The sequence below is a fragment of the Arthrobacter sp. NA-172 genome (assembly GCF_043952055.1).
Lineage (GTDB): Bacteria > Actinomycetota > Actinomycetes > Actinomycetales > Micrococcaceae > Arthrobacter.
Genome location: NZ_JBINOT010000001.1, coordinates 2312593 through 2336126 on the forward strand (window position 1 = coordinate 2312593; position 23534 = coordinate 2336126).

Below are 23534 nucleotides of genomic sequence, written 5' to 3' on the forward strand. Positions count from 1 at the left end.
TTCAAAACGGGTCAGGAAGGCGCCGGACTAAGGGGCCCGATCCGTCGCCAGCCTATAAGGCTCGGCGGCCGCGCGGCCGGGCTGCCGATCACCCTCGGCGAGTGTGACACGATTGGGAGATCACTCTCGTTCGTGGCAGGAGACCCCGTGGTTCGAGCTTCCGGAGAACGACGATGGAGCCGGTTCCGGAACCGGCTGGCATCAGCCTCAACCGGATGGTGGCTCCTGATTGTCATCTTCATCGAGGCCGCGGTGGCCTTGTCTGTTCGCTTGCCATTGGCCTTCGGCCAGTCGCCGTGGGGCGGGCTCGACAAATCCACTGAACTCCCCGGTTTTCTAGCGTTGTTAGTGGTCCCGCTACTCGTATTTGCGGCGTGGCGCGTCGTGAGGCAGCAGCAGCGCGAGCGGAACCAGGCGTTCCAAACCTCGCGCCTGATGGACACCGTGCTTCATACGAGCCAGGACTGGTTGTGGGCCTCAGGCCCAGACGGACGGTTCACCTTTTCAAGCCCAGCCTGCAAGGACATCACAGGATACTTACCTTCCGAGTTGTTGGGAAGGCACATCACCCAAGTTGTCGACACGAGGGATTTGGCGGACGCCCGGGAAAACTGGGCCAAGGATGGCAGTAACTCGTGGTCGCGGATCGTCACCGTTTGCCGCCACAAGGATGGCACCCGCGTCCTGGTTGAGGTCTCTGGAAGAGCAGTGCTTGATCGGGACGGCAAAGAGCAGGGCTTCGAAGGTACCTGCCGTGTGATGGCTACGGAAACGGCACGCTCATGTGCAGAAATCCCCGCCCGCATCCAGGCGCTACTCACTGACGGTTCGATCATGACGGCTTTCCAGCCAATCCGTTGCTTGGCGACGAACAGCATCATCGGAGCCGAAGCCTTGACAAGATTCAGCGGTTCCGAGGGAGTCTCACCTGAGGTTCATTTCCTGGAGGCCGCTTCGATCGGACTGGATGTCGAACTCGAAATCCTTGCACTCCGGACTGCGCTGACTACTGCGGAAGCGCTCCCGCCGGAACTTTATGTGGCGGCAAATTTCTCCCCGCGCGCATGTCTCGATCCGAGACTCACTGCTGCGATTGAGGAGTCCGCCATCCCCGCCCGGCGCATCGTGCTTGAGGTCACCGAACGCCAGGAGGTCGCCGACTATGGACCGCTCGCTGAGGCCCTGGCACCGTTGCGTCGCGCCGGTTTGCGGGTAGCGGTCGACGACGCCGGGGCCGGCTTTGCATCCATGCGCCACATCCTGCAGCTCAAGCCGGAACTCATCAAGCTCGACCGCGAGATCATCGCCGGCATCGACACCGACCCAGCGCAAAGGGCTTTGGGAGCGGCGATGGTTGGTTTCTCATCGGAAATCGGGGCAGCCCTGGTGGCCGAGGGGATCGAGACCGAAGCTGAGCTGGCTGCCGTCACCAAGCTCGGGATGACGGCGGCCCAAGGCTACCTTGTTGGCCGGCCGTCACTCATGCCCGCAGACTGGGCCCGGTGGGGACAGTAGCCGTCTAGCTCGAATTTGTCGGGCCCTATGGTCACAGCCGTCTTGCCGGCCGAACGCATACCCCCGGGGGGTACTTGATTTATACCCCTAGGGGGTATATCTTTGCGCTATGAGCACGGTTGACCTGAGCACCACTCCCCCCGCCATTGAGATCGCTGATGACACACCAACCCATCACGGCTACGCTCCGAATAAGGACGCCTATTTGCGGCGCCTTAAGCGGATCGAGGGCCAAGTGCGCGGCATTGCCCGCATGGTGGAAGAGGACAAATACTGCATCGACATCCTCACCCAGGTCTCAGCGGTCACCAAGGCCCTGCACGCCGTCAGTCTCGGTCTTGTGGAGGAGCACATCGGGCACTGTGTAGTCGGAGCCGCCTCTGAATCCGATCCGGTCGTGCGCGCTGAACAAATAGACATCAAGGTCAAGGAAGCGGCCGATGCCATCGGGCGCCTGCTGCGGTAATCCCGCAAGCACTCACCACACCATCCAACTCACCACCAAGGAGCACGCAATGGGCCACACCGCCACCATCCAAACGAACGTCAGCGTTTCCGGCATGACCTGCGGGCACTGCGTTTCAGCCGTGAGCGAGGAGATCGAATCGTTGGCCGGTGTGGAGAATGTCGAGATCGATCTGAATGCCGGCGGAATCTCCACGGTCACCATCACTTCCACTCAGGAGCTGTCGCCATCCGAAATCGGCGAGGCCGTCGCTGAAGCCGGCTACTTGGTAGTCGCCAACGAGGCCTAGGGGCGAATGTGAGTAATCAGGACATCCTCCACCAAGCGGGCACCCGCATCGTCGAACTCGATATCGAGGGTATGACGTGCGCATCTTGTGTTGCCCGCGTGGAGCGCAAACTCGGCAAGCTCGACGGCGTAGAGGCATCCGTCAACCTCCCCCTTGAATCAGCCCAAGTCACGGTCCCGGCCAACGTCACAGACCAACAAATCGTGGACACAGTCAACGCAACGGGCTACAAAGCCTGGATCCGCGACCCCACGCCCACTCCATCACCCGCCGAGAATGAGCACAGCCACAGCGACGGTGCCGGCGCGCCCGGCGACCACATGCACCACGGACCAGCAGCGTCCACGCTGCGTCCGAGACTGATCGCTGCCGCCATAGTGACGGTCCCCGTCTTCGCCATCTCGATGATCCCTGCCCTGCAGTTCCCGCAGTGGGGCTGGGTTGCCGCCATCCTGGCACTTCCCGTGGTGAGCTGGGCGGCTTGGCCATTCCATCGGGCCGCAGCCATCAACGCCCGCCATTTCGCCTCCACGATGGACACTCTCGTGTCCATCGGAGTCCTTGCCGCGTATCTCTATTCTGCGTGGCAGCTCGTCGCCAACCCCATGATGACGGAACACCCCGGCATGGAGTCCACGAGCGGCATGGGTGGTGGCTTGTACTTCGAAGTTGCCGCGGTTGTGACCACCTTCTTGCTCCTTGGCCGTTACCTCGAGGCCAACGCCAAAGCCAAAGCCGGCGACGCCCTCAAGGCTTTGCTGAATCTCGGCGCCAAAGACGCAACAGTCCTGCGCGACGGCGTCGAGCACAAAATCCCGGCCGAACAACTCCAGTCCGGGGACATTTTCGTTGTCCGTCCTGGCGAGAAGATCGCCACCGACGGCGTTGTGTCCAGCGGCGCATCCGCCGTCGACGCTTCGCTGGTCACCGGCGAATCAGTGCCGGTAGAGGTCGGACCGGGCAGCCTGGTCACGGGCGCCACCATCAACGCTTCCGGCCGTCTGCTGGTGCGCGCAACGCGCGTCGGCTCGGACACCACGCTGGCGCAGATGGGCCGGCTGGTCAGCCAAGCGCAAACGGGCAAAGCTCCCATTGCCCGGCTCGCGGACCGCATCAGCGCCGTCTTCGTTCCGGTGGTGCTGGTCATCGCCGTCGTTACCTTCCTTTTGTGGCTCGTCTTGAGCGGCGACCTCAACGCCTCGTTCACCGCCGCGGTGGCAGTGCTCGTGATCGCCTGCCCGTGTGCGCTCGGGCTCGCCACACCGGTGGGCCTACTGACCGGTACCGGCCGCGGCGCGCAACTCGGCATTCTCATCAAAGGCCCCCAAGTCCTTGAAGATACGCGCACAGTGGACACCATCCTGCTGGACAAGACCGGCACCGTCACCAGCGGCAGGCTGGCCGTCGGGCACACGATCGCCCTCAACGGTCACTCCCCCGCCGACGTCCTGCACCTTGCGGGCGCGGTTGAGTCAGCGTCCGAGCATCCCATCGCCCACGCGATCGCCGCTGCAGCCAAGTCGGCGATGTCCGACGGCGGCGCGCTCCCTGGCGTGAACGAGTTCAGTTCCGCACCGGGCGGCGGAGTCCGTGGAGCTATTAGCACGGAGGGAAGCGAAATCGGAGCCGACCGCATTGTTGTCGCTGGCAGGACAGGCTGGCTGGAACACAACGGGATCTTCCCGGAGGATACGCAGCGCCAGGCACTGGCTGCCGAGGAAGCCGATGGCGCCACGGCTATCTGGGTTGCAGTTGACGGGAAACCCGCCGGAATCGTCACCCTTCGGGACACCATCAAACCCGGTTCGGCGGCGGCGATCGCCCGGCTCAAGGAACTCGGCATCCGCCCCCTCCTGCTGACCGGAGACAACGCGGCGGTCGCCGCCCAGGTGGCTGCCGCCGTCGGGATCGCCTCGGAAGATGTGTTCGCTGGGATATTGCCGGAAGGCAAAGTGGACGCGGTCAGGAAGCTCCAAGCCCAGGGCTCCACGGTGGCCATGGCCGGGGACGGAGTCAACGACGCCGCAGCACTGGCGCAGGCCGACCTCGGTATAGCCATGGGCTCGGGTACCGACGTCGCCATCGAAGCCGCGGACCTGACCGTGATGGGCAGCGACCTCGGCCAGTTGGTGCAAGCCATTGAGCTGTCCCGGAAGACCCTGTCCACCATCAAGACAAACTTGTTCTGGGCATTTTTCTACAACGCCATCGGCATCCCCGTGGCGGCCCTTGGCTTGCTCAACCCGATGATCGCGGGAGCTGCCATGGCTGCAAGCTCGGTCCTGGTGGTCGCGAACTCCCTGCGCCTGCGGTCGTTCGGAAAGTAGCAACCACTCACCCACTGACTCGCAGTAGTAGTCGTTATCAGCCGTCCAAACGACAACAACTGCGGGTCAGTTGGGGCTAGGCCGTCCCGAAACGAACGGCAGCCCGGGCCTTGGCTTTGGCAGCCTCCTCGTCGCGGCTCCGGGCAGGAGCATGGGTCACGAGGGAGTCGAGCAGATGCTGCGTGATGTGGGCGATCTCGTGGACAGCCTGGGCGAAAGCCTCTTCATTGGCTTTGGACGGCTTGGTGCTGCCGCTGATCTTTCGCACGTATTGCAGGGCGGCAGCTTCCACCTCCGCCGAAGTGGCTCGTGGCTCGAAGTTATGAAGGGTGTGGATATTGCGGCACATACCAACATGCTAGGCGCCGGTTCCCTCTTCCGGGACCCCAAACAGGGCTAGAAGGCCCTCTCGGAAGGAACCGGCTCAACGTCGTTGGCATGGTCGAGTTCCGGAGCCACCCCGTGATTGCCAGCGCCTGCGGGGTCTCGCTTGTCTGCCCGCAGCTCGTCAATGCGTACCAAGACCACGCCACACACGATGAAGGCGCCGCCCAGCAGCTGGATGGTTCCGGGCAACTCGGCCAGCAACAGCCAGGCCCACACCACGGCGAACAGCACTTCCGTGAGCGAGACAAAGGAAGCCACTTTGGAGCCGAGGCTGCGGGCGGCCATGATCCCCGTGACGTAGGACAGCACCGTGGACAGGATCACCAGGCCGGCAATGGAAACCCACCACGGTGTGGTCCATGGGCCCAACTGAGTGTCTGCGGAGCCGAAGGTCATGGACAGCAAACCGGTCCCGCCGGCGATCCAGATCAGCACCGAACCTGCCATGAGACCGCCCGAGGCCAGCACGATGGGCGGCAGAGTGTCATTCTGCTTGGCTGTGATGAAGAAGTAGATCACCAGGCAGACGGCGGCCGCCATGCCCCACAGGACACCAACGAAGTCCACCTTCACGGAACCGGTGAGGTCCAGCACCAGGACAAGTCCACCGAGGGAAAGCAGCGTTCCAACTGCGGTGAGCGCACGCGGACGCCGCCGGCTTGCGGCCCACAACCACAGGACAATCATGGTGGGCGCGAGGTATTCGAGCAGCAGTGCGACCCCCACCGACAACCGGGACACCGCGTTGAAGTAGAAAAGCTGGCACCCGGCAACGCCAATCACGCCGAACAGCAGGATCGTGAGCCAGTTGTCCTTGAGCTGGTGCCAGCGGCCACGAAGGGCCACGACGGCGGGGATCAGCAATATCAGCGCGGCACCACTCAGGCGGATGGCAACGGCAGCGCCGGGTGTCCACCCGGTTTCCAGCAAGGACTTGGCAAAGGATCCCGACAGGCCGAAGACCGCCGAGGAGAAGAGCGCGAGCCCAAGCCCGGACGCTATGAAGTCCGCAGCGCCAGCCCGGTTGGTTGCAGCTGACACAGCAGCCTCCTGTCAGGAGTAAAATGGGTTACGCTGCTGACAATACCCTCAAGAGATGTAAGGAGTCAAAGTGCTTTTTGCCCCTGACACTGAAGTGGCCCTGCGCAGCACGGTCAATTTGATCAACACTGCAGCCAACGGCACCGAGTCCCTCACGGGTGTCGACGATCTCAACACCTTCTTGGACGCGGAAGAATTCACGGGGACCAGAAAGGGAACCGAGGCCGAGCTTCTCAGCGTGAAACGCTTGCGAAGCCAGCTCGCCTCGCTGTGGTCCTCCGATGAGGATGCTGCCGCAGAGACCGTCAACCGGCTCCTCAGCGACGCACGCGCACTCCCTCAACTCGTCAAACACGATCATTGGGATTGGCACCTCCACGCAACCACGCCGGAAGCACCCCTCGCGGAGCGCATGGGGACCGAAGCTGCCATGGCGGTGGTGGACGTCATCCGCAGCAAGGAGATGGAGCGCCTACGGGTGTGCGCCGCAGACGATTGCGATGCCGTCGTCCTGGATTTGAGCCGCAACCGCTCCAAGCTCTATTGCGATACCGGAAATTGCGCCAACCGGACGCACGTTGCTGCTTACCGGGCACGGAAGGCGTCGGGCACGGAGTAAGGGGTCTGGGACGGCGTCATGCTCGGCAACTTTTTAGAGCGGACGACGGCGGCCTGCCGCGTGTTTCCGGGGTTGCCGCGGCGGCGAAGCCGCTAGAAAATGCGCAGCGTGACGCGATGCAGAACCGGCCGGTGAGCCGGAAACCCTAGCTGGGGTCGGCGTCGGGCGTTTCTGTCTCATTGCCCGCAAGGGGAGCCGACGGCGAACCATGGCCGCGGCCCGGCTTCCTGGAACTCAGGTTGACGCCCGACCCCTTGCCGAGGTGATCGGCATTTTCCTTGTAGCTCATGGAGAGCATGGCAGCGATCACGAGGCTCACAATGAAGGCGATCCCGGCGCCGGTGAACGCGAGGTCGAAGCGCGGGGTGCGGGCACTGCCGCCAGAGGCGAAAACCAACACGGCGAAGAAGACCACGACGCCCCAAAACGCGGAGAACATCAGCGGTCCCTTAACCGAGGTCCGCATCTTGCGCGGCCCGCTTGGTTTCTGGTCAGCCAAGGTCATTCCTCCAATATGGCGTGGGTGCTGGCGCCGTGCGCGCCTTGAGAGTTCTACGCTGGGTAGAACGTACGATTACTAGTTTACGGCCTCAGCGGAGGGGGTTCGCCCATCGTGCCGCAGGCTCAACCCGGAAAGCACCCACAAGACTCCGGAGATGATGGCCCCGCCGCCCGCAACACCGAGCAGTGCGTGGGCGCCAAGTCCGATGAAGAAGGGCAAAGCCACAGCGGTTCCGATACCCACCACGCCGGAAATCATCCAATCGCGGGCAAGGACGTGCCGGCCACGCTGCCGGAATCCCCGGACCAGCTCAGACACCCCAAGCACCATCAGTCCGACGAGCGCTGAAACCGCGGCCCCAGTGTCCGACTGGGTGATCAGGGCTCCCACCCCGGACAAGCCAATGATGACGGCCGCGGCCGTCGGAACACTTCCGGCCAGGAATGCGCCAGCTGCCGTTGCCACGAGGTAAAGGCCCGTAGCCCAAGCCAGGACGTACACGGACGGCGAGCCCCAGAAGACGGTCACGGCACCGAATACGAGCGCAATACCGGCGCGAAGAAGTACGGGCTTCCAGAGCCCGGCTGCGGTGGGCGTGGATGAAGTCGCTGAAGAGGCGGGGAGAGTCACCGGTCCAGTTTAGTGCGAACCGAGCACCATCCACTTGTCGGTCCGGGCCCGGAGCCCGAGAGTGACTCCGCGGGCCAGCATGTAACCCAGCGCGAACGCGGCCCACAGCCAAACGAGGCCTGCCGCGCCGTCGGGACTTGTCAGGTGGACTGCCACCAAGAAGGGGAGGTAAACCGCGAGGTTCACGACGCCGGCAACCGCCAGGTAGCGGGCGTCGCCCGCGCCGATCAGGACGCCGTCAAGGACGAAGACATAACCGGCGAGAGGCTGTCCAACGGCGAGCACCCACAGCGCCGCGGTGAGCGCGGACTGAACGCCGGCGTCGGAGGTGAAGAGGAAGCCTGCCCATGGAGCGGCCACCGCCAGGAGCGCTCCGGTCACTATCCCGAAGCCCACGCCCCAGCGGATCATGGTGTGGGTGAGTTCGCGCGCCCTTACCGGGCGGGAGGCCCCGAGCTCCTTGCCGATGAGGGCTTGTGCAGCAATCGCCAAAGCATCGAGCGCAAAGGCAAGGAACGAGAAGATGGTCATCGCGAGCTGGTGCGCGGCGAGGTTCACCGACCCCTGCGAAGTAACCACGAAGACAGTGGCCAGGATTGCCAACCGAAGGCTCAGGGTCCGGAGCATGAGCCAGGAACCCACGGTGGTCATGGTGCGGATCCCGCGCCAATCCGGCCGAAGCGAAACGCCGTGTCGCCGCGCATTTCGTGCCACCATCACCAGATAGACGGCGGCCATGGCCCATTGCGCGATGCTGGTGCCGATGGCTGAACCCGCCACGGAGAGGTGAAGTCCGTAGACGAGGGTCCAATTAAGGGCAATATTGACGGCGAATCCAGCCGTTGCCACCACCAAAGGGGTCCGGGTGTCCTGCAGCCCGCGCAACACACCCGTGCCGGCGAAGATCAGGAGCATGGCCACGAGTCCCGGCATGGACCAGCGCAGATAGTCGACGGCGTACGTCCGGACGTCGCCGCTGGCGCCGAGCAGCCCCACCAGCGGGTCTGCCGCGAGGAAGCCGACCATCGCCAGGGCGGCTCCCAGCAGCAGTGCCAGCCAGACGCCGTCGCGCCCTGCGGCCAGCGCTTTGGCGAGCTTTCCGTCTCCGATGGCCCGCGCCACGGCCGGAGTTGTCGAATATGCCAAAAAGACCATAAGTCCGACGGCGGTGTGCAGCAGCGTGGAAGCCAGCCCTACGCCAGCCAACTGCGTGACGCCCAGATGTCCCACGATGGCGGAATCGGCCAGCAGGAAAAGGGGTTCAGCGATGAGTGCACCAAAAGCCGGGACCGCTAGGCGCAGGATCTCGCGGGCGTTGGAGGGCGTGGCGGCGTGGGTCACTGTTTGGGGCACTTTCCCAGCCTAGCCGGGGGACACCGCGGGCGCGTTCGATCAGACGGTCGCGCCCAGCAGCGAACGCACGTCGGCGTAACCGTCACTGGAAACAGCGGATGGCACGTCGAATATCTGGGTTAAGGACTCGGCTGGGGTCCACCTCGGCCATCCTGGCTTCCCCCCTGCTGACGAACCGGGCTGCGGCGCCGTGGACATCGTCCGCCAGAGCCTCTGGCGGCGGACCGGACCAACAGAAGCGAGGAGGCCAGCCTAATTCATCAACGATTGAGATGAGCGTGCAACACTTGGTCCCTCCGCCTGACTTGAGAAACTCTGACATATTAACTGGAACGGGCGTGAAGCCCCGGGCGGCTAACTGCGTGTGGAAATCCTCCGCCTGTTCAGCTACTACAACGTGTTTGCCGTCGCTCACTGTTGAGCGCAAACCATTCCGCGTCAGCGACCGAGACCTCTATCGGATCCGGGAAGATGGTGCGCAAGGCGCGAAGGTCCAGGGTCCTGGACTCCAGAACAGTTAGGGCGGTGTCGATGTGAACCACCGAGGATCCACTAGCTGCAAAGGTTGTGGCGGGGACTCCCAAAATGTCTGTCACACCAATGGCGGCTTCGGCGTGGCTGCGAAAACCGCTTCCTCAAAGCATCATCGAGCCTGTCCACACGAAGTCTCCCTCGCCTTCGTTGATTACCGCCGGGGGTCGGACTCTAAGGCCCTGGGATGCAAACCATCGCTCGAATTATGCTTCCTCCCCCTGCCGATGATGTCAACGAAATCGACCCACGAGGGCGAGGTCACCGCGCACAATTCCTGCGTTGGCTGTGAACACCATGTCGGGAGACCGGGAACGTCATCCATCACATCAACGTGGCGCCCAAGGATCTAAAGGTCTCAAGCAGGATTGTCCATTGTCGGAGAGCCAGAAGTTCATCAACTGGCACTCCTGGATTCATCCAGTGGTTGATGAAATAGGTCACATCAAAGTGCTTTGGTCGGCACATAAGGTACTTCTGGTGGGTCGCAAGACGCACCATGGCTTGCTCATCTCGAGTATCCTCACGCCCTTTTGTTAAGGTCGCGCTGAAATCAGCTCGGTAGTCAAAATTGTTCGCCTCATGTGTCTGACCTTCTCTGGTAGCCGCCCGCTCCCGATAGTCTCATGCGCAATGTGCAGCTTAGCTTTCCATCGTCATCGGTCAGGCCCACTTGCGTTCAGACATGACGACGATTTCCGAAATGATTCCGTCTTGCATTCGTCAATTTGCGCCCTCATTTGGATATATGTAGGCTACGACTCGGAACTGCCAACCTATGGAGTTCAAAATTGGCCCCTCAGTCTGCGATAGATGCAGGTCCCAGGGTTCATTAAGCATGCTTGGGGGATGCTTCTTGATTCAAGTTACGGGTCTGAAAAAGACCTATCAAAATGTCACGGCCGTGAACGGCCTCTCCATGGAGATCCCTACAGGGAGTGTTTTCGCTTTCCTTGGCACCAATGGCGCCGGAAAAAGCACCACAATTTCCTGCATGACGACAAACCTTTCCTTCGACGAAGGCACAATCGTCATCAACGGGAACACCGTCGGAAAAGATGATGAGAGGATCCGCCGCGATATAGGCGTGGTCTTTCAACAGTCCATTCTTGACCCCCTGGCAAGCCCGCTCGAAAACCTTCGGATGCGCGCCGGCCTCTATGGTCTTGGCAGCCGAACCGAGTCGCGAATTCGGGCGCTTACCGATCTGGTGGATCTGGGAGACTTTGCCAGCCGCCGTTATGGTCTGCTCTCCGGGGGCCAAAAACGCCGCGTCGACATCGCCAGGGCCCTCATTCACAGCCCCTCCGTCCTGTTTCTGGACGAACCCACGGCAGGTCTGGACCCGCAGAGCCGCGAGCAGGTGTGGACGGCGATCGACACTCTGCGCGAGGAGCAGGGTCTGACGGTATTCCTCACAACGCACTACATGCAGGAAACCGAAAACGCAGATGAAGTCGTAATCATCGACAAGGGCCAGCAGGTAGCCGCCGGCACTCCTGCCGAGCTCCGGGCACGCTACAGCCGAAGTGTCCTGACAATCCAGACCCAGGCGCACGAACATCTTGCGCGAACCGTGACAAACATGGGGCTCAGCTTCGAAGCGAAAACTGACGTCTTCGAGATCGGCGTTGCCAACGCCGCTGACGCACTCGACGTAATCGACGCCCACCGTGAACACATAGGCGACTTCGAATTGCGACATGGAACTATGGACGATGTCTTCTTGTCGTTGACTTCAGGGGGAAGCTAATCATGCGGATAATCAGACTCCTCACGGCGAGAAACCTCACTTTGTTTTTCCGCGACAGAATGGGCGTATTTCTGTCCCTGCTCTCTGCGGTCATTCTCTTCGTGCTCTATGCCCTCTTCCTCGGGAACCTGCAGGTCGAGAACGTTCAGGAAAAGTTTCCCGCCGCAAGCCCCAATGACGTCCAAGGCTTCGTCGACTCCTGGGTGTTTGCCGGGATCGTCATGATCACGACACTCACGACCAGCCTGTCCGCCCTCAACATCTTCGTGGAGGACAGAACGTCCGGCCGCTTTAAAGACTTCATGGTGTCCCCGGTCCGCCGCGGGCATCTTGTCGGCGGGTACCTGCTGTCGAGCTTTGTCATCGCAGTGCTCATGAGCACGGTAATCCTTGTCGCCGGGCAGGTCTACATGATCGTTGCGGGCCACGCCCCCACAGCATGGGGTGACTTGTTCAAGAGTTTCGGCTACATCTGCCTCCTGTCGGCAGCGTTCTCGGCACTCAGTTCCTTCATCGTGACCTTCATCAAGAGTTCAGGGGCCTTCTCCTCGCTGGGAACAATCGTCGGAACGATCATTGGCTTCCTGGCGGGTGCCTACATCCCTCTGGGGACCCTCCCCTCCGGCGTCACTAATGTGATCAACGCGCTGCCGTTTTCGCAGGCGGCCATGCTCGTCAGAGGGCCCCTCACAGAGCAGACAATCAGTACGTTGGCCGACGGACAGAATCAGGCTGTCTCGGCGATGGACAAATTCTATGGAGTGGACATCTACGTGGGCGACTTCGCCGTCACTGCGCCGATGGCAATAGCCACGATGGTTGTAGTTGTCATCGTCTTCGCTGCCTTGGGCATGCTGCGGATCCGCAGCCACATCCGGTAGCCCCTTCCTCCCCGCACGTACTGCCCGCCGCCCTGACCGGACGACGGTTCCATTTGTGTACACTCTTTCCCTCAGGAGCCAGGATGTCGAAAAGTGCCGTGGGCCTCTTTCCCGGGCAAGGCAGCCAGTTCGTCGGCATGGGCAGCAAGTTGGCCGCCGCCGAACCCCTTGCCGCCGAAGTATTTGACCGAACCAGCGATGCCACCGGGATTGATGTCCGTCGGCTTTGCTGGAAGGCAGACAACGAGGTTCTTCAAAGAACCGAAAACGCGCAACTTGCCCTCACCGTCGTCAGCATCGCGGCCCACGCCGTGTTCGAGAGCAAAGTTGGCGACACGATCGATGCTTTCTCCGGACACAGTGTCGGAGCGATCGCGGCAGCGGCTGCCGCTCAGTATTTGTCCCCGGAATCTGCTGCAGTCCTGGCCCAGGAACGGGGCCGGCTGATGGCCGCTGCCCCGGGAAGCGGGGGAATGCTGGCCGTTGCCGTGCCATTGTTCCAGTCTCCGGACGAACGCGTGGATTTCGGGCTGGAACTTGCCCTGCGGTTCGACTTGGACGTCGCGGCCTTCAACGGTCCGCGCCAGCTTGTGCTCGCCGGAAGCAGCCCCTCCCTGGAGGCGGCCGCGTCCGGTCTTGGCGCCAAGGCCAAGAAACTCAACGTCAGCCACGCATTCCATTCCAGGCTTATGGAACCGGTCGGACGCGAGTGGGAGGCCATTTTGACGGCAACAAAATTGGAAGAAACCGGCAGGACCTATGTCGGCTGCACCGACGGCCAACCCACGAGCGCCGGTGACGGGGTGAGGGATGATCTTCGCCGCGGCCTGCGCAGCCCCGTGATGTGGACCTCCGTCATGGAAACGACCCGTCATTTCGAACGCGTTTTCATCTTCGGCTGTGGGGGCGCCATCGCCCGCCTGGCACGCCCCTACCTGCAGGACCGTGAAGTGCACAGCGTAGACGAGCGGGTTCCGCTCCTGGCCAGGCCGTACAAGGTTAAGAAGGAAGACCCGATGAACGAACACCATAAGGACCGTCCCACGGCACTCGTCACGGGATCCTCCAGAGGCATCGGAAGAGCCTGCGCCACCCACATGGCGAAAGCCGGCTACGACGTCGTGGGGTTTTCCCGGCGGGAAGAGGCCGAGGGCTCCGAAACAGCGCAGTTGGTGGCCGCCGCGGGCGGCGAATACACATCCTACGAAGTAGATGTCTCAAATGAAGCAGACGTCCGCGCGGCCTTCCGATCTTTCCTGACCTCAAACTCCCGACGGCTCGACGCCGTCATCGTTTCGGCGGGGATTACTGCTGACGGTCTCACGGCCACGATGTCCGCCGACCGGTTTGACTCCGTGATAGCGGTGAACCTGCGCGGTACGTTCCTGATTTGCCGGGAATCGGTCAAGGCCATGCGTAAAACCGGCGGAGCAATCGTTCTGCTCAGCTCAACGTCCGGGCTGTCGGGACAAGCCGGCCAGGTGAATTACAGCGCAAGCAAGGGCGGCGTCAACGCCATGACCCAAGCACTGGCCAAGGAAGTTGCTCCCTTAGGAATCCGGGTCAACGCGGTCGCCCCGGGATTCACGGACACCGATATGTTCCGACGAATGGATCCCAAGGCCCGTTCCTCCCTGACCCAGCACATTCCCCTTCAGCGCGTGGCCGAACCCGATGAAGTCGCCCGCGCGGTTCGATTCCTTGCCACTGAAGAATCCTCATACATCACGGGGCACATCCTTTCCGTCGACGGCGGACTGACTGCCTAACCATCAACAACACAGCCGAAAGAAGCGAGAAAAATGACACAAATCACGCCGCAGTACGAAGCAGCCCAACGCCGTTTCGACCTCAACGCTGAGGTCCGTCGAAGCATCATTGAAGGTCTTGACCTCCCGGTGAATCCCGCTCTAGTGGACGACGACCAGCCGTTGTTCGGTCGCGGTCTCGAACTCGACTCTCTGGACACCCTGGAAATCGTCAGCATCCTGGAGGAGAGCTATGGCGTCTACATCACGGACGAGCAACGCTTCGTGTTCGGCTCCGTGAACAAGCTCGTCGACTTTGCCGAGGCAACCCTACAGACTGCCGACGAGAGCTGACATGGGTCTGTCCTATACTGCAGCGGAACTGCTGCTCCGTCTCCCACACAGGCACCCCTTCGTGCTGCTCGACGGCGTGGAGTCCGTGGACCCTGGAGTCGCGGGCATCGGACTGAAAAACATCACCATCAGCGATCCGGTGTTCGCAGGGCACTTCCCTGGACAACCGATCTATCCAGGGGTGCTGATGATCGAAGCCGCTGGCCAGACCTGCGGAATCATCGCCACGGCATCAACAGATCCGGACACAGACGCCTCCATAGGATATTTGGCAACAGTCAAACGGTTCACGTTCAAAGAACTCGTGCTGCCCGGAGACCAACTTCTCATCCACTGTCGGCGACATGTCTCGATCGGTTCGTTGATCGAGTTTAAATGCGTCATCAATGTCGGGAAGAAAACTGTGGCCGAGGGGAAGCCTGGCCATCAGCCTCGGCCATGGAGCGGCACAGCCATGATCGTCATCAGGGAGTACGTCCCCGATACCGATTCCGCCGCGCTGGCAGAGCATTTTCGTCGCAGCAGCTACGGCCCCCACCACGGATCCGCCAAGCTTGGACGCTCAAGCATGGAAGCCGTCATCTCGGAGCGCGTACCCGAGCTCTTCATGGTGGCCGCCGACGACGCCAATATCGTCGGATGTATCGGATTCATGAGGGGATCAGGCCGCCGCGTCTCACGCGATGGCGAACTCTTCGCCGGGCTCTTCGTGCTCGACCCCCGTCACCGCAACTCCATGCTGGCAGGAAACCTCTTCATGAAGTCTTTCGAGCTGCTCGTTGACCGCGGGATCAGGGCACTCAGAATCGAGGCCACACCAACCAACACCAAAGCGTACCCGCTCTATCTGCGGGCCGGATTCCGCGCCATTCCAGATCTCAGGGCCGACGAAGACGGGTACGTGGAGCTGGTCAGCCACCTCCCCGGCGTCGTCGGTGACCTGCTGCGAAGCAACATCGACGAAGCGACCGCGGTGATGCCGAAATTCAACTGGCGTAACGCCGGATCCGGACGCTCCCTCACACCAAGCACAGGTGTCAGAGACACAGAGTCTGGGCCGGCGATCAGCTACGACCTCAGCGCCGGCGAATTTCGACTCCGCGCCGAGATAGACCTCATGACCGGAGCCACACTCGACTACGATGTCCTGGCCGGCGCCATTTCCCACCTTCCCAAACACGGCGGACTGGACAGCACCACAAACGCGCGCCCCCGGAGCACTCACGATCTCGGGAACGGTATCCGGGCTGAGGTGGACACGCACGGAACGCTCCGGATCCACATCGAAGGGACGCTGGGCCCCGTTCTCATCGACCATTGGCCGGTAGTCCGCGGTTCGACGCCCGCAGGCTGGCGGCGCCCACACCCGAACGAGATCCACGTCGATATCCACGACCATGGCTGGATTCTGACAGCGGACAGACCAGGCGGGACCATAAGCCGTCGAATCGAGATATCCCCGGGGCACGTTTCCGTAACCACTCAGGTAACGGGCGCCCCCAAAGGCGCCGAGCTGGTCGCCAGCCCCTGGGTGGCCATGCGGCAGGCCGAAAAGTATGTTGAATCCTCAGACGGAGCGTGGACCGGCGGCCCCGCCGTCCGCGGCATCTGGCCGCTCGACTACACGGACTTTGAAGCCTGTGCCGACAGCGACCCCCAAACCGGCGCCGTCAGCAGATCTCTGTGGCGCAATTCGGTGGCCACGCTGGAAGCCACGTGGGACGCTGACGCCTTCGCCCGGCATGAGGGGAACCATCTACCCCAACTCCGGCAGCAGGCAGACAAGGCGCTGCACTATGACATCACCATTGAACGCCGAGAGGACAAATATCCCGTCCCTGAGGTCTTCACCGGCCCGGCAGGGATCAGCGCAGAAAAGATCCGGCGGCCCCGACGGGCGATCCCACCCAGTCCGGAACCCGGTGCCGTCCCGACATGGAACCCGTCCAAACGCTTTGGCGTGGATGTCATTGAGGCCGGCACTCAGACAATGAGCTTGCGCTACTCCCACACTGCTGCCGGATTGATTGGCTGGTCCGACGACCGATCCCAGTTCCTCAGCAGCCCCTATCCCGCAGTCCGTGCCTGGGGGTCGCTGCCGGACTGGTCGGCGGGCCTCTGGGCCGCCGTGGCAACGATCCGGGAAAATCCCGAACAGGGCGTGGAATGGGCCGGAAAGTCTGCCGCACTCCCCCTGACCACCAACGCCCTCAGCGCAGACCAACCAGTGTCGTGGACCATCCATAGCCGTAACGACGATTCGATGGGCATCGATCTGCATGGCCACGCCGGGAGCACCCTTGAACCGGCAGAGTTGGGGTTCTACCTGACACCTGCCGTCAGCACCGGAGCTCCCGTCGTCATCGGCCAGTCCGGCGGCGGCAAATGGGTCGTAGAGGCCACCACTAAGCCGTGGTCCGTCGGCTGCACGTCCGTCGCGGCAGAACTGCAGGACGGCCGCTACCTTGTCATCCGCTCCGTGGAGGGCGAGCACCAGGAAATCTTTGTCCGATCCGAAGCCAGAGGCCTCCATATGTCGCTGCTGACCAGGATCAGCGCCGCACGGCCGGATTCCGAGTGGCGTCTGGAAGTAGCGGAACATCGCTCCGCGGCTCTGATGGCAATGGAACGATGACGGCAACCTTGAAGATAGCCTTCGTGTGCCCGGGCAAGTTCAGTTTCGGCGAACTGCAGAACGCCATCACCGTGGCCTGGCAACTACCCGCCACGGTGGAGGCCGAATTCCTGGCTTCGGATCAGTATCTGAACCTTGCACTAGGGTCAGGCGTCGCGGCGCACCCGATCCCGACCGGGCCCCGGGGGAATCCCTCGTCCTGAACCATCTTGAACAAAGCAAGCCCGACGGCCTCGTACTGGCCGATCACCACCTGTTCGCCCTGGAGAAGACATCAGTCTCCTTGGACGCACTGCTCGGCCTTGGACGGCCGGCGGTTGCCCTCGACTCGCTTTGCCTGGGCCCGGCAGCCTCTCGGATGCAGATGGCCCTCTCTCAACAGCCTTCGATGAGTGCTATCCACCGGTGGTTCAAACCGGAGACCACCGTTCCCCCCCTGCCCTCCGGTGTTCCCCTGATGCGGCCCGTCCCCGTCTCGGGGCTCGGTCGCCGGGAAGACGCGTTCAACCTCTACGGTGACCTACTCACCCCCGATCGGCCCAAAGCCGAGGTGTTCCGCCGGCTGGGGGTCAGCCCTGACCGGGCGTTGATCGTTGTAGCGCAATCGAGCTGGGCCATCTCGGCCTATGGTTTGTTGGGACGAGTCGGAAAGACGACGGACTCCGACTCATACCGGAAGCTCCGGCGACAATGGTTCTCGGAGTTGTTCAACAAAGTTGGCCAGCCGGTGACGGTCGTGGAGATGTCAAGCGGCGATAAATCCCCAACCCGGCAGGGAACGGTGGACTTCCTTCCCCTGTCCTATCAACCGATGGGTGACTTCGCCGACATACTCTCCGCGGCCGATTTGTACCTCACCGACAACCTCACATCCGGAGCCATGGCAAAGGCGGCGGCCATGCGGACCCCCGTGCTGGCCCTGGTCAATGAAAGAAACGAACGCTCGACTGACGCTTTTTCCAACTCCTGGTTCGTGCAGATGGAGCAGCTCTTCCCCGGGTTCGGAGTCCGGTTCCTCGTCAATCCCTTCGGCTGGGTGGACGAACTTCGCCCGCTTCTGGACCGGAATGACTACCTCAATGCGGTACCGCGAACCGAGATCTATGATCTGGACGCTTCTGCTCGAGCTGTGGGGGAACTGCTCTCCACCGCGACAAGGCCAGCCAGCGATGCCCTGGCCCGACAGCTCCGGGGCCTTCCGCTTGCTGCGGACATGCTGGCCCAAAAACTCGGTTTGGACTTCGCCGAGGCCCGATCCCACGCTTTGAATCACTGATATCGCCTGACGCGGCCACCTTGGACGCACAGCTCTACCTTGGAGATGAACAATATGCTGAATACCGCCGATAGCTACACCGCCCTCCGAACTACGGCAGGCGTCTACCACCGCGCCGGCGAGGTCATGAGACTCACCGGACTGCACCGAGGCCGGCTTTTGACCTGGATGCTTGCCAAGCAGTCGGAATTCGCTGAGCCTGGCACCGTCCTCGAGTCCCTGGTTCTGGACGACGAAGGCGCCGTCGACGGCGTGGCCCTCGTCGTGTTCGACGATGAGTCAATCATTGTCGTCTCCGACTGTGCGACACCGCTATTGCACGTCGCAACTTCTGCCATCGATGCACTGCAGCTCGTCGACACGCACGCGCAGCAGGAGGAAGACTTCGGTTATGCGATAGCCGTGGAAGGGCCTGTGTCCTGGAAAGTCGGCGACGGACTAACCGACGAAGACATGTCCGAAATCCTGCTCAACGAGTGGCGTCGAGGAAGCCTCGACGGGAAGGAGTGCATCCTGATCCGCATCGGAACAACGGCCGAATACGGTTACGTTGTCCTCACGTCGTCGGCCGCCGGGCCTTCCAGCATGAAGGAGTTGACCGCCAGAGCCCGGGAAGTTGATGGGGGAGAAATTGACCCTCTGGTCCTTCGCCGGGCACAGGCCGAGGTAAATCACCCGGTCCTCCCGGTCCAGGCTCTCGGCCTCTCCATCTTTGAGGCCGGCATTCAATGGATGGCCACACCAAACCGCGATGACGAATACCGTGGCCGCAATGCCATTCGTCTCCTTCCCCCCACTCGGAGGATCGTGGCAGCTTCAACGGCCGGCGAGGACTTCCCGCTGGAGGGGCAGGAAGTTACAGATGAAGGAACGCCAATCGGCGTTGTCAAAGTTTCAACCCCGCGCGCCGGCCAGGACACCGGATTTGGCCTCCTCCTTCTGGACATCCCCTATTGCGTTCCGGGTCTGACACTCACAGCCGGGGGGCAGACAGTCAGGACTCTGGCGCGTCCGGCCGTCGATCCTGTTTCCTGGACCCAGCAGATCGGAGTGTGACCCATGGCCATCGTGGTCACCGGCGTCGGAATGCTGACGGCCGTGGGAGATACGGCCGAGGACTGCTGGAAGATGATCGTCGAGGGACGCTCAGGAATTTCAACCGTCAGCATAGTTCCGCATCCCGGGTTGCTGAGTACGCGAGCCGGCGAAGTCCGCTCAGCCGCGGTACCATCTGACAGCGGCACGGACCGCAGCATCCTCCTGAGCCGCATAGCGCTAGAGGAAGCCCTGGTGTCCGCCGGTTTGCGCGACAGCAATCCTTACCCGGACCACCGCACGGGCCTGGCTATCGGCACATCACTTGGTGGAGCCCGCCGCGGCGAAGAATTCCATCGTCAGTGGCTGGCAAAGGGTTTGCGCCAAGCCAACGCTAACCTGCTGCGCCAGTATCCGTTGCATGCCACCGCAGACTATTTGGCAGCCCGCTTCCAGCTATTTGGGCCGCGGACAGTCCACTCGAACGCTTGCGCTGCAGGGTCGGTCGCCATTGCCAACGGCTTGGAATACCTCCAGACAGGTGCCGCGGATATGGTGGTCGTCGGCGGCGTCGATCCACTGGCCTACCTGTCGTTCGGCGGTTTCTCGTGCCTTGGCGCCCTGTCGCCCCGCGACTGCGCTCCTTACAGCCGAAGCGAAGGCCTGACCCTGGGTGAGGGAGCCGGCTTCCTCATTCTGGAACGATCGCGAGCGGCACAGGAACGTGGCGCCTCCATCCTTGCCGAGCTCTCAGGGTACGGGCTCTCCGCAGACGCCCATCACCCCACGGCGCCTGACCCCAGAGGCCGTGGCGCCGTCGCGGCAATGATGTCGGCCCTGCAGATGGCAGGAGCTTCCGTTCAGGACATCGACTACATCAACGGCCACGGCACCGGAACGCCTGCCAACGACGGCGGCGAAAAGAAGATTCTTCTGCACTTCGACAACGCGATTCCAATGAGTTCGACCAAATCCATGATCGGACACACACTCGGGGCTGCGGGCGCGGTGGAAGCCGTGACGACCGTGCTGGCCATCCGGGAGCAGACGCTCCCACCGACCGTCATCCCGACGGGCTTTGATCAAGCACTGGAGTTTGACGCCGTTCCCGGGCTGGGCCGGCCCGCAGACATCTCCCTCGCCATATCCAACTCTTTTGCGTTCGGCGGAAACAATTCAACGCTTGTATTCCGCAGATCCACCGAACCAGATACCCGGGCCCAACCACAGTCAAGGGACGTACTCGTCACTGCCCTCGCTGCCATGGTCGGACCTGCCCCTACGTCCGATGTCGCTGCCGACGCACTCTTTGGCGCGAGGGCCCTGTATGGGGAATCTTCCGTTTCCATCGAAGAATACGGACCGTATCCGATCGGCGAGATTCCCGAGGACGTTCAGAAGGCGGGCATCAATCCTTCCGCCCTTCGCCGCCTCGATGCACTGAGCAAACGCTCGGCCTCCGTTGTCGGACAGCTGCTGAAGGAAAGGGGGTTATCGAGACAGGAAGCACAATCCACCGGCCTGATTTTTGCTACCGGCTCGGGCCCAATGTCAACCGTCGAAGGGTTCCAACGAGGGCTCATCACGGACGGCGTCGGTAATACACGGCTCTTCCCGAACACCGTGATGAATGCTTCTGCCGGGCACGTGGCACTCCTACACGGGCTGAAAGGTCCCACGGCGACTTTTTGCGCCGGGAGCACGAGCGGCGTGAGCGCCCTACACTTCGGGCAGCGATTGATTTCCTCCGGTTCCTGCGATCGGGTGATCGTCCTGTCCGCGGACGAAGCGTCCGTGGCCCTCCTCGCCGGTTACGCTCGGATTCCGGGCTACTTGAGTGAAGAAGCTCTGGTTCCCTTCGGTAACAGCGGCCGACTCTACAGTGGGGCCTCCGCCGCCGTCCTGCTCGAGGCTGCCGACCTTGTGTCGGAAACGCCCCACCATGGTCGGATTCTGAGCTTCGGATTTGCTGGCGACGACAGCGGATGCGGCAACGTCAAACAGGATCCATCTGCATGGTCCAGGGCAATGACCGAAGCGATTCGTTCCGCAGGCCTGAGGTCGGATGACATCGACGTAGTCGTTGCTGCGGCTGTCGGCAGGCGCCAGATTGATGATCTGGAACGGAACGCCATCCACGACGCCGGGCTGGGACGCGTCCCGGTCAGTGCACCCAAGGCGCTTCTCGGTGATACCCAGTCAACCGCTCCTCTTCTCGGAATCCACCAATCCGTCTGGATGAGGTCCCGCCAGACGGCACCGGCAACACATCACTTCGGCAACGGGCGGTCTGAAAGCACCGCGCTCACCGGCGCTGGCCCTCTCCGGGTCCTCGTGAATTCGATGGAGGTGGGAGGGAACTACCAGTCCCTCATCGTGGAGGTTCCCTAAGGGCCGTGATCAACACTAGGGATCTGGGACACCCCGTGAGTGTCCCCACAACAGAGGCATCTGAGCACGTGCCAGGGATTCCTGTGCCGCAGGTACTCCGGATTGCCCCGGCTCCTGGAACACCCGCCGAGCCCCCACTGCAAATTTGGCGATCCTCGACGCGCTCAGCGCGCCCGGGCGAAGGTCGGCGCCTGATCCGCCGGCTGCAGGCCAAGGGGCAGTGTTGTCTGGAGCCGACCTTGAAAACGGAGGCCGCTACCGGGCGGTTCTATTGCGGCGGGTGCTCATTCTGGTGGAGTGCGAGCCATACGGCGGGGACCATAGTTGTTGCGCGCTTTGGTCGTCCGGTCGGTGTAGACGTACAAATCCATGTACATCGCCCGGCCGCATTGCGGTGGCTGGGAAGGACAACCGATTCATCCTTCCCAGTCTCGATTGGACACTGGGCGTTAGCCGAAGCATTCTGGAAATGCGTTGGGATGGCTCGACACACGCCACCCGCTGGCGCGTTCACTCTGCCGGTGCGACTCACCCGAGGATGGGGAAGCCACCAATTCGTGAGTGGCCAAGAAATGCATTACTTCTTCGAAGACGGTGAGGACACGTCGATGGCCGCGGTACTGTCAGAAGAGGGCTGCCAGTACGAGCAGGGAACATACACCCTTCGAATTGGCACCAGCGTCGCCGAACTGCCGCTTGAGGTGAAGACGACGCTTGTCCTGGAAGGCTGATCCTCAACCACACCTTTGCGCGTCACACAGCGCATCAGTATTCGCGGCGTCGATACACTCGCCTCATGAGCGAGCCCTCCCATTCCGTCACCCTCCGATTCCTTGCTTCCCCCACCGACATCGGACACAGCGGCTCGGTCGACGCCGGAACGGTCCTTGAGTGGGTCGACAAAGCCGCCTATGCAACAGCCGTGGGTTGGGCGAAGTCCTACTGCGTCACGGCATACGTGGGCAATATCCACTTCGCGGATCCGGTGAACAGCGGCGACATGGTGGAGGTGGAAGCCACTATCGTCTACACAGGCCGCTCCTCCATGCATATCCGGACGGTCGTGTCCTCCGGCGACCCCAAAGGCGGGCCAGCCACGATGCGCAGTCAGTGCCTGGTGATCTTCGTTGCGGTCGGGACCGACGGAAGGCCGGTCCCGGTCCCCCAGTTTGAACCCTCGACGCAGGTGGAGATTGAGCAGCGCGACAACGCACTCGCGAGGATCGCAGTGCGAGGACAGATCGTCGAAGCCATGAACGCACAGGAATATACCGACGCCGGCACTGCCGAGCGCGTGACCCTGCGCTTCGTGGCAGCCCCTACGGATGTGAACTGGGGCGGGAAGGTCCACGGCGGGATCGTCATGAAGTGGATTGACGAAGCCGCCTACGTTTGCGCCTCACGGTATTGCGGCAAAGACACCGTGGCTGTGTTCTCCGGCGGCGTGCGCTTCTACCGGCCCCTCTTGATCGGCGACGTCGTGGAAGTCGAAGCCCGCCTCGTCTACACGGGCAACAAAGGTATGCATATCGCCGTACATGTTCGCTCAGGAAATCCGAAGAGCCGCGAGATGAACCTGACCACGTACTGCCTCACAGTCATGGTGGCCAGAGACGAGACCGGCACGTCCGTTCCGATTCCGCAATGGGTGCCGGAGACGGACGAGGATCGGCGGCTTCAGGCCCACGCCCGGGAGCTGCTGGAAATCCGTGGGAGTGCCCCGGGAAACCGGCTGCCGGACCACCTGCTCAACGGTCGGTAGGCACCGATGCAGTGGCCGCGACGGCGGCCACTGCATCCG

At 62.3% G+C, this 23534-nt stretch carries 21 protein-coding genes; 16 read left to right on the top strand and 5 right to left on the bottom strand.

What is annotated here, in order from left to right:
- Positions 1-147 precede the first annotated feature (147 nt).
- The 4 genes from ACF0H6_RS11450 (at position 148) to ACF0H6_RS11465 (ending at position 4597) form a co-directional block, all read left to right on the top strand.
- Positions 148-1515 (top strand): EAL domain-containing protein, encoded by a 1368-nt coding sequence (locus ACF0H6_RS11450; protein WP_395249698.1) that lies wholly within the window; start codon positions 148-150, stop codon positions 1513-1515.
- Between the two features lie 109 nt (positions 1516-1624).
- Positions 1625-1981: a metal-sensitive transcriptional regulator gene (locus ACF0H6_RS11455; protein WP_395249699.1), complete on the top strand. Its 357-nt coding sequence runs from the start codon at positions 1625-1627 to the stop codon at positions 1979-1981.
- A 49-nt stretch (positions 1982-2030) separates the two neighbouring features.
- Positions 2031-2270 (top strand): heavy-metal-associated domain-containing protein, encoded by a 240-nt coding sequence (locus ACF0H6_RS11460; protein ID WP_059388821.1) that lies wholly within the window; start codon positions 2031-2033, stop codon positions 2268-2270.
- An 8-nt stretch (positions 2271-2278) separates the two neighbouring features.
- A complete protein-coding gene (locus ACF0H6_RS11465) occupies positions 2279-4597 on the top strand; it encodes a heavy metal translocating P-type ATPase (RefSeq protein ID WP_395249700.1) in 2319 nt (772 codons plus the stop codon).
- Between the two features lie 76 nt (positions 4598-4673).
- Here the strand turns inward: ACF0H6_RS11465 and ACF0H6_RS11470 are convergent, their stop codons facing one another.
- Both ACF0H6_RS11470 and ACF0H6_RS11475 read right to left on the bottom strand, forming a co-directional pair.
- Positions 4674-4946 (bottom strand): DUF2277 domain-containing protein, encoded by a 273-nt coding sequence (locus tag ACF0H6_RS11470; RefSeq protein ID WP_395249701.1) that lies wholly within the window; start codon positions 4944-4946, stop codon positions 4674-4676.
- A 47-nt stretch (positions 4947-4993) separates the two neighbouring features.
- Positions 4994-6025, bottom strand: coding sequence for an EamA family transporter (locus ACF0H6_RS11475; RefSeq protein WP_395249702.1), 1032 nt, complete (start codon positions 6023-6025; stop codon positions 4994-4996).
- Positions 6026-6095: 70 nt separating this feature from the next.
- On the opposite strand from ACF0H6_RS11475, the gene ACF0H6_RS11480 reads away from it, so the two are divergent.
- Positions 6096-6644 carry a CGNR zinc finger domain-containing protein gene (locus tag ACF0H6_RS11480; RefSeq protein ID WP_395249703.1) on the top strand — a complete coding sequence of 183 codons (549 nt, stop codon included), beginning with the start codon at positions 6096-6098 and terminating at the stop codon, positions 6642-6644.
- A 145-nt stretch (positions 6645-6789) separates the two neighbouring features.
- On the opposite strand, the gene ACF0H6_RS11485 is transcribed toward ACF0H6_RS11480, so the two are convergent.
- From ACF0H6_RS11485 to ACF0H6_RS11495, 3 genes are all read right to left on the bottom strand, one after another.
- A complete protein-coding gene (locus tag ACF0H6_RS11485) occupies positions 6790-7149 on the bottom strand; it encodes a hypothetical protein (RefSeq protein WP_395249705.1) in 360 nt (119 codons plus the stop codon).
- 72 nt (positions 7150-7221) lie between these two features.
- Complete coding sequence (locus ACF0H6_RS11490) at positions 7222-7776, bottom strand: hypothetical protein (protein WP_395249706.1); 555 nt, start codon at positions 7774-7776, stop codon at positions 7222-7224.
- Between the two features lie 9 nt (positions 7777-7785).
- Positions 7786-9129: an MATE family efflux transporter gene (locus ACF0H6_RS11495; RefSeq protein ID WP_395249707.1), complete on the bottom strand. Its 1344-nt coding sequence runs from the start codon at positions 9127-9129 to the stop codon at positions 7786-7788.
- A 1369-nt stretch (positions 9130-10498) separates the two neighbouring features.
- On the opposite strand from ACF0H6_RS11495, the gene ACF0H6_RS11500 reads away from it, so the two are divergent.
- From ACF0H6_RS11500 to ACF0H6_RS11550, 11 genes are all read left to right on the top strand, one after another.
- Positions 10499-11413, top strand: a complete 915-nt coding sequence (locus tag ACF0H6_RS11500; RefSeq protein ID WP_395249939.1) for an ATP-binding cassette domain-containing protein — start codon at positions 10499-10501, stop codon at positions 11411-11413.
- Positions 11414-11415: 2 nt separating this feature from the next.
- Positions 11416-12294, top strand: coding sequence for an ABC transporter permease (locus ACF0H6_RS11505; protein WP_395249708.1), 879 nt, complete (start codon positions 11416-11418; stop codon positions 12292-12294).
- Positions 12295-12377: 83 nt separating this feature from the next.
- The gene (locus ACF0H6_RS11510; protein ID WP_395249709.1) at positions 12378-14063 is read left to right on the top strand and encodes an SDR family oxidoreductase; all 1686 of its coding nucleotides are present in this window, start codon (positions 12378-12380) and stop codon (positions 14061-14063) included.
- A 33-nt stretch (positions 14064-14096) separates the two neighbouring features.
- On the top strand, positions 14097-14396 hold the full coding sequence (locus tag ACF0H6_RS11515) for a phosphopantetheine-binding protein (RefSeq protein ID WP_395249710.1): 300 nt from the start codon (positions 14097-14099) through the stop codon (positions 14394-14396).
- A 1-nt stretch (position 14397) separates the two neighbouring features.
- Positions 14398-17031: a 3-hydroxyacyl-ACP dehydratase FabZ gene (fabZ, locus tag ACF0H6_RS11520; protein ID WP_395249711.1), complete on the top strand. Its 2634-nt coding sequence runs from the start codon at positions 14398-14400 to the stop codon at positions 17029-17031.
- A complete protein-coding gene (locus ACF0H6_RS11525) occupies positions 17028-17234 on the top strand; it encodes a hypothetical protein (RefSeq protein ID WP_395249959.1) in 207 nt (68 codons plus the stop codon). Before fabZ ends, ACF0H6_RS11525 begins: the two co-directional genes overlap by 4 nt.
- On the top strand, positions 17231-18307 hold the full coding sequence (locus ACF0H6_RS11530) for a DUF6365 family protein (protein ID WP_395249940.1): 1077 nt from the start codon (positions 17231-17233) through the stop codon (positions 18305-18307). The genes ACF0H6_RS11525 and ACF0H6_RS11530 overlap by 4 nt, the downstream gene beginning before the upstream one ends.
- A 54-nt stretch (positions 18308-18361) precedes the next feature.
- Entirely contained in the window at positions 18362-19363 is a 1002-nt protein-coding gene (locus tag ACF0H6_RS11535; RefSeq protein ID WP_395249712.1) for a hypothetical protein, read from the top strand.
- Between the two features lie 3 nt (positions 19364-19366).
- Positions 19367-21733, top strand: coding sequence for a beta-ketoacyl synthase N-terminal-like domain-containing protein (locus ACF0H6_RS11540; protein WP_395249713.1), 2367 nt, complete (start codon positions 19367-19369; stop codon positions 21731-21733).
- Between the two features lie 557 nt (positions 21734-22290).
- Positions 22291-22464: a hypothetical protein gene (locus ACF0H6_RS11545; protein WP_395249714.1), complete on the top strand. Its 174-nt coding sequence runs from the start codon at positions 22291-22293 to the stop codon at positions 22462-22464.
- Between the two features lie 65 nt (positions 22465-22529).
- Complete coding sequence (locus ACF0H6_RS11550; RefSeq protein WP_395249715.1) at positions 22530-23495, top strand: acyl-CoA thioesterase; 966 nt, start codon at positions 22530-22532, stop codon at positions 23493-23495.
- Positions 23496-23534: the final 39 nt, after the last annotated feature.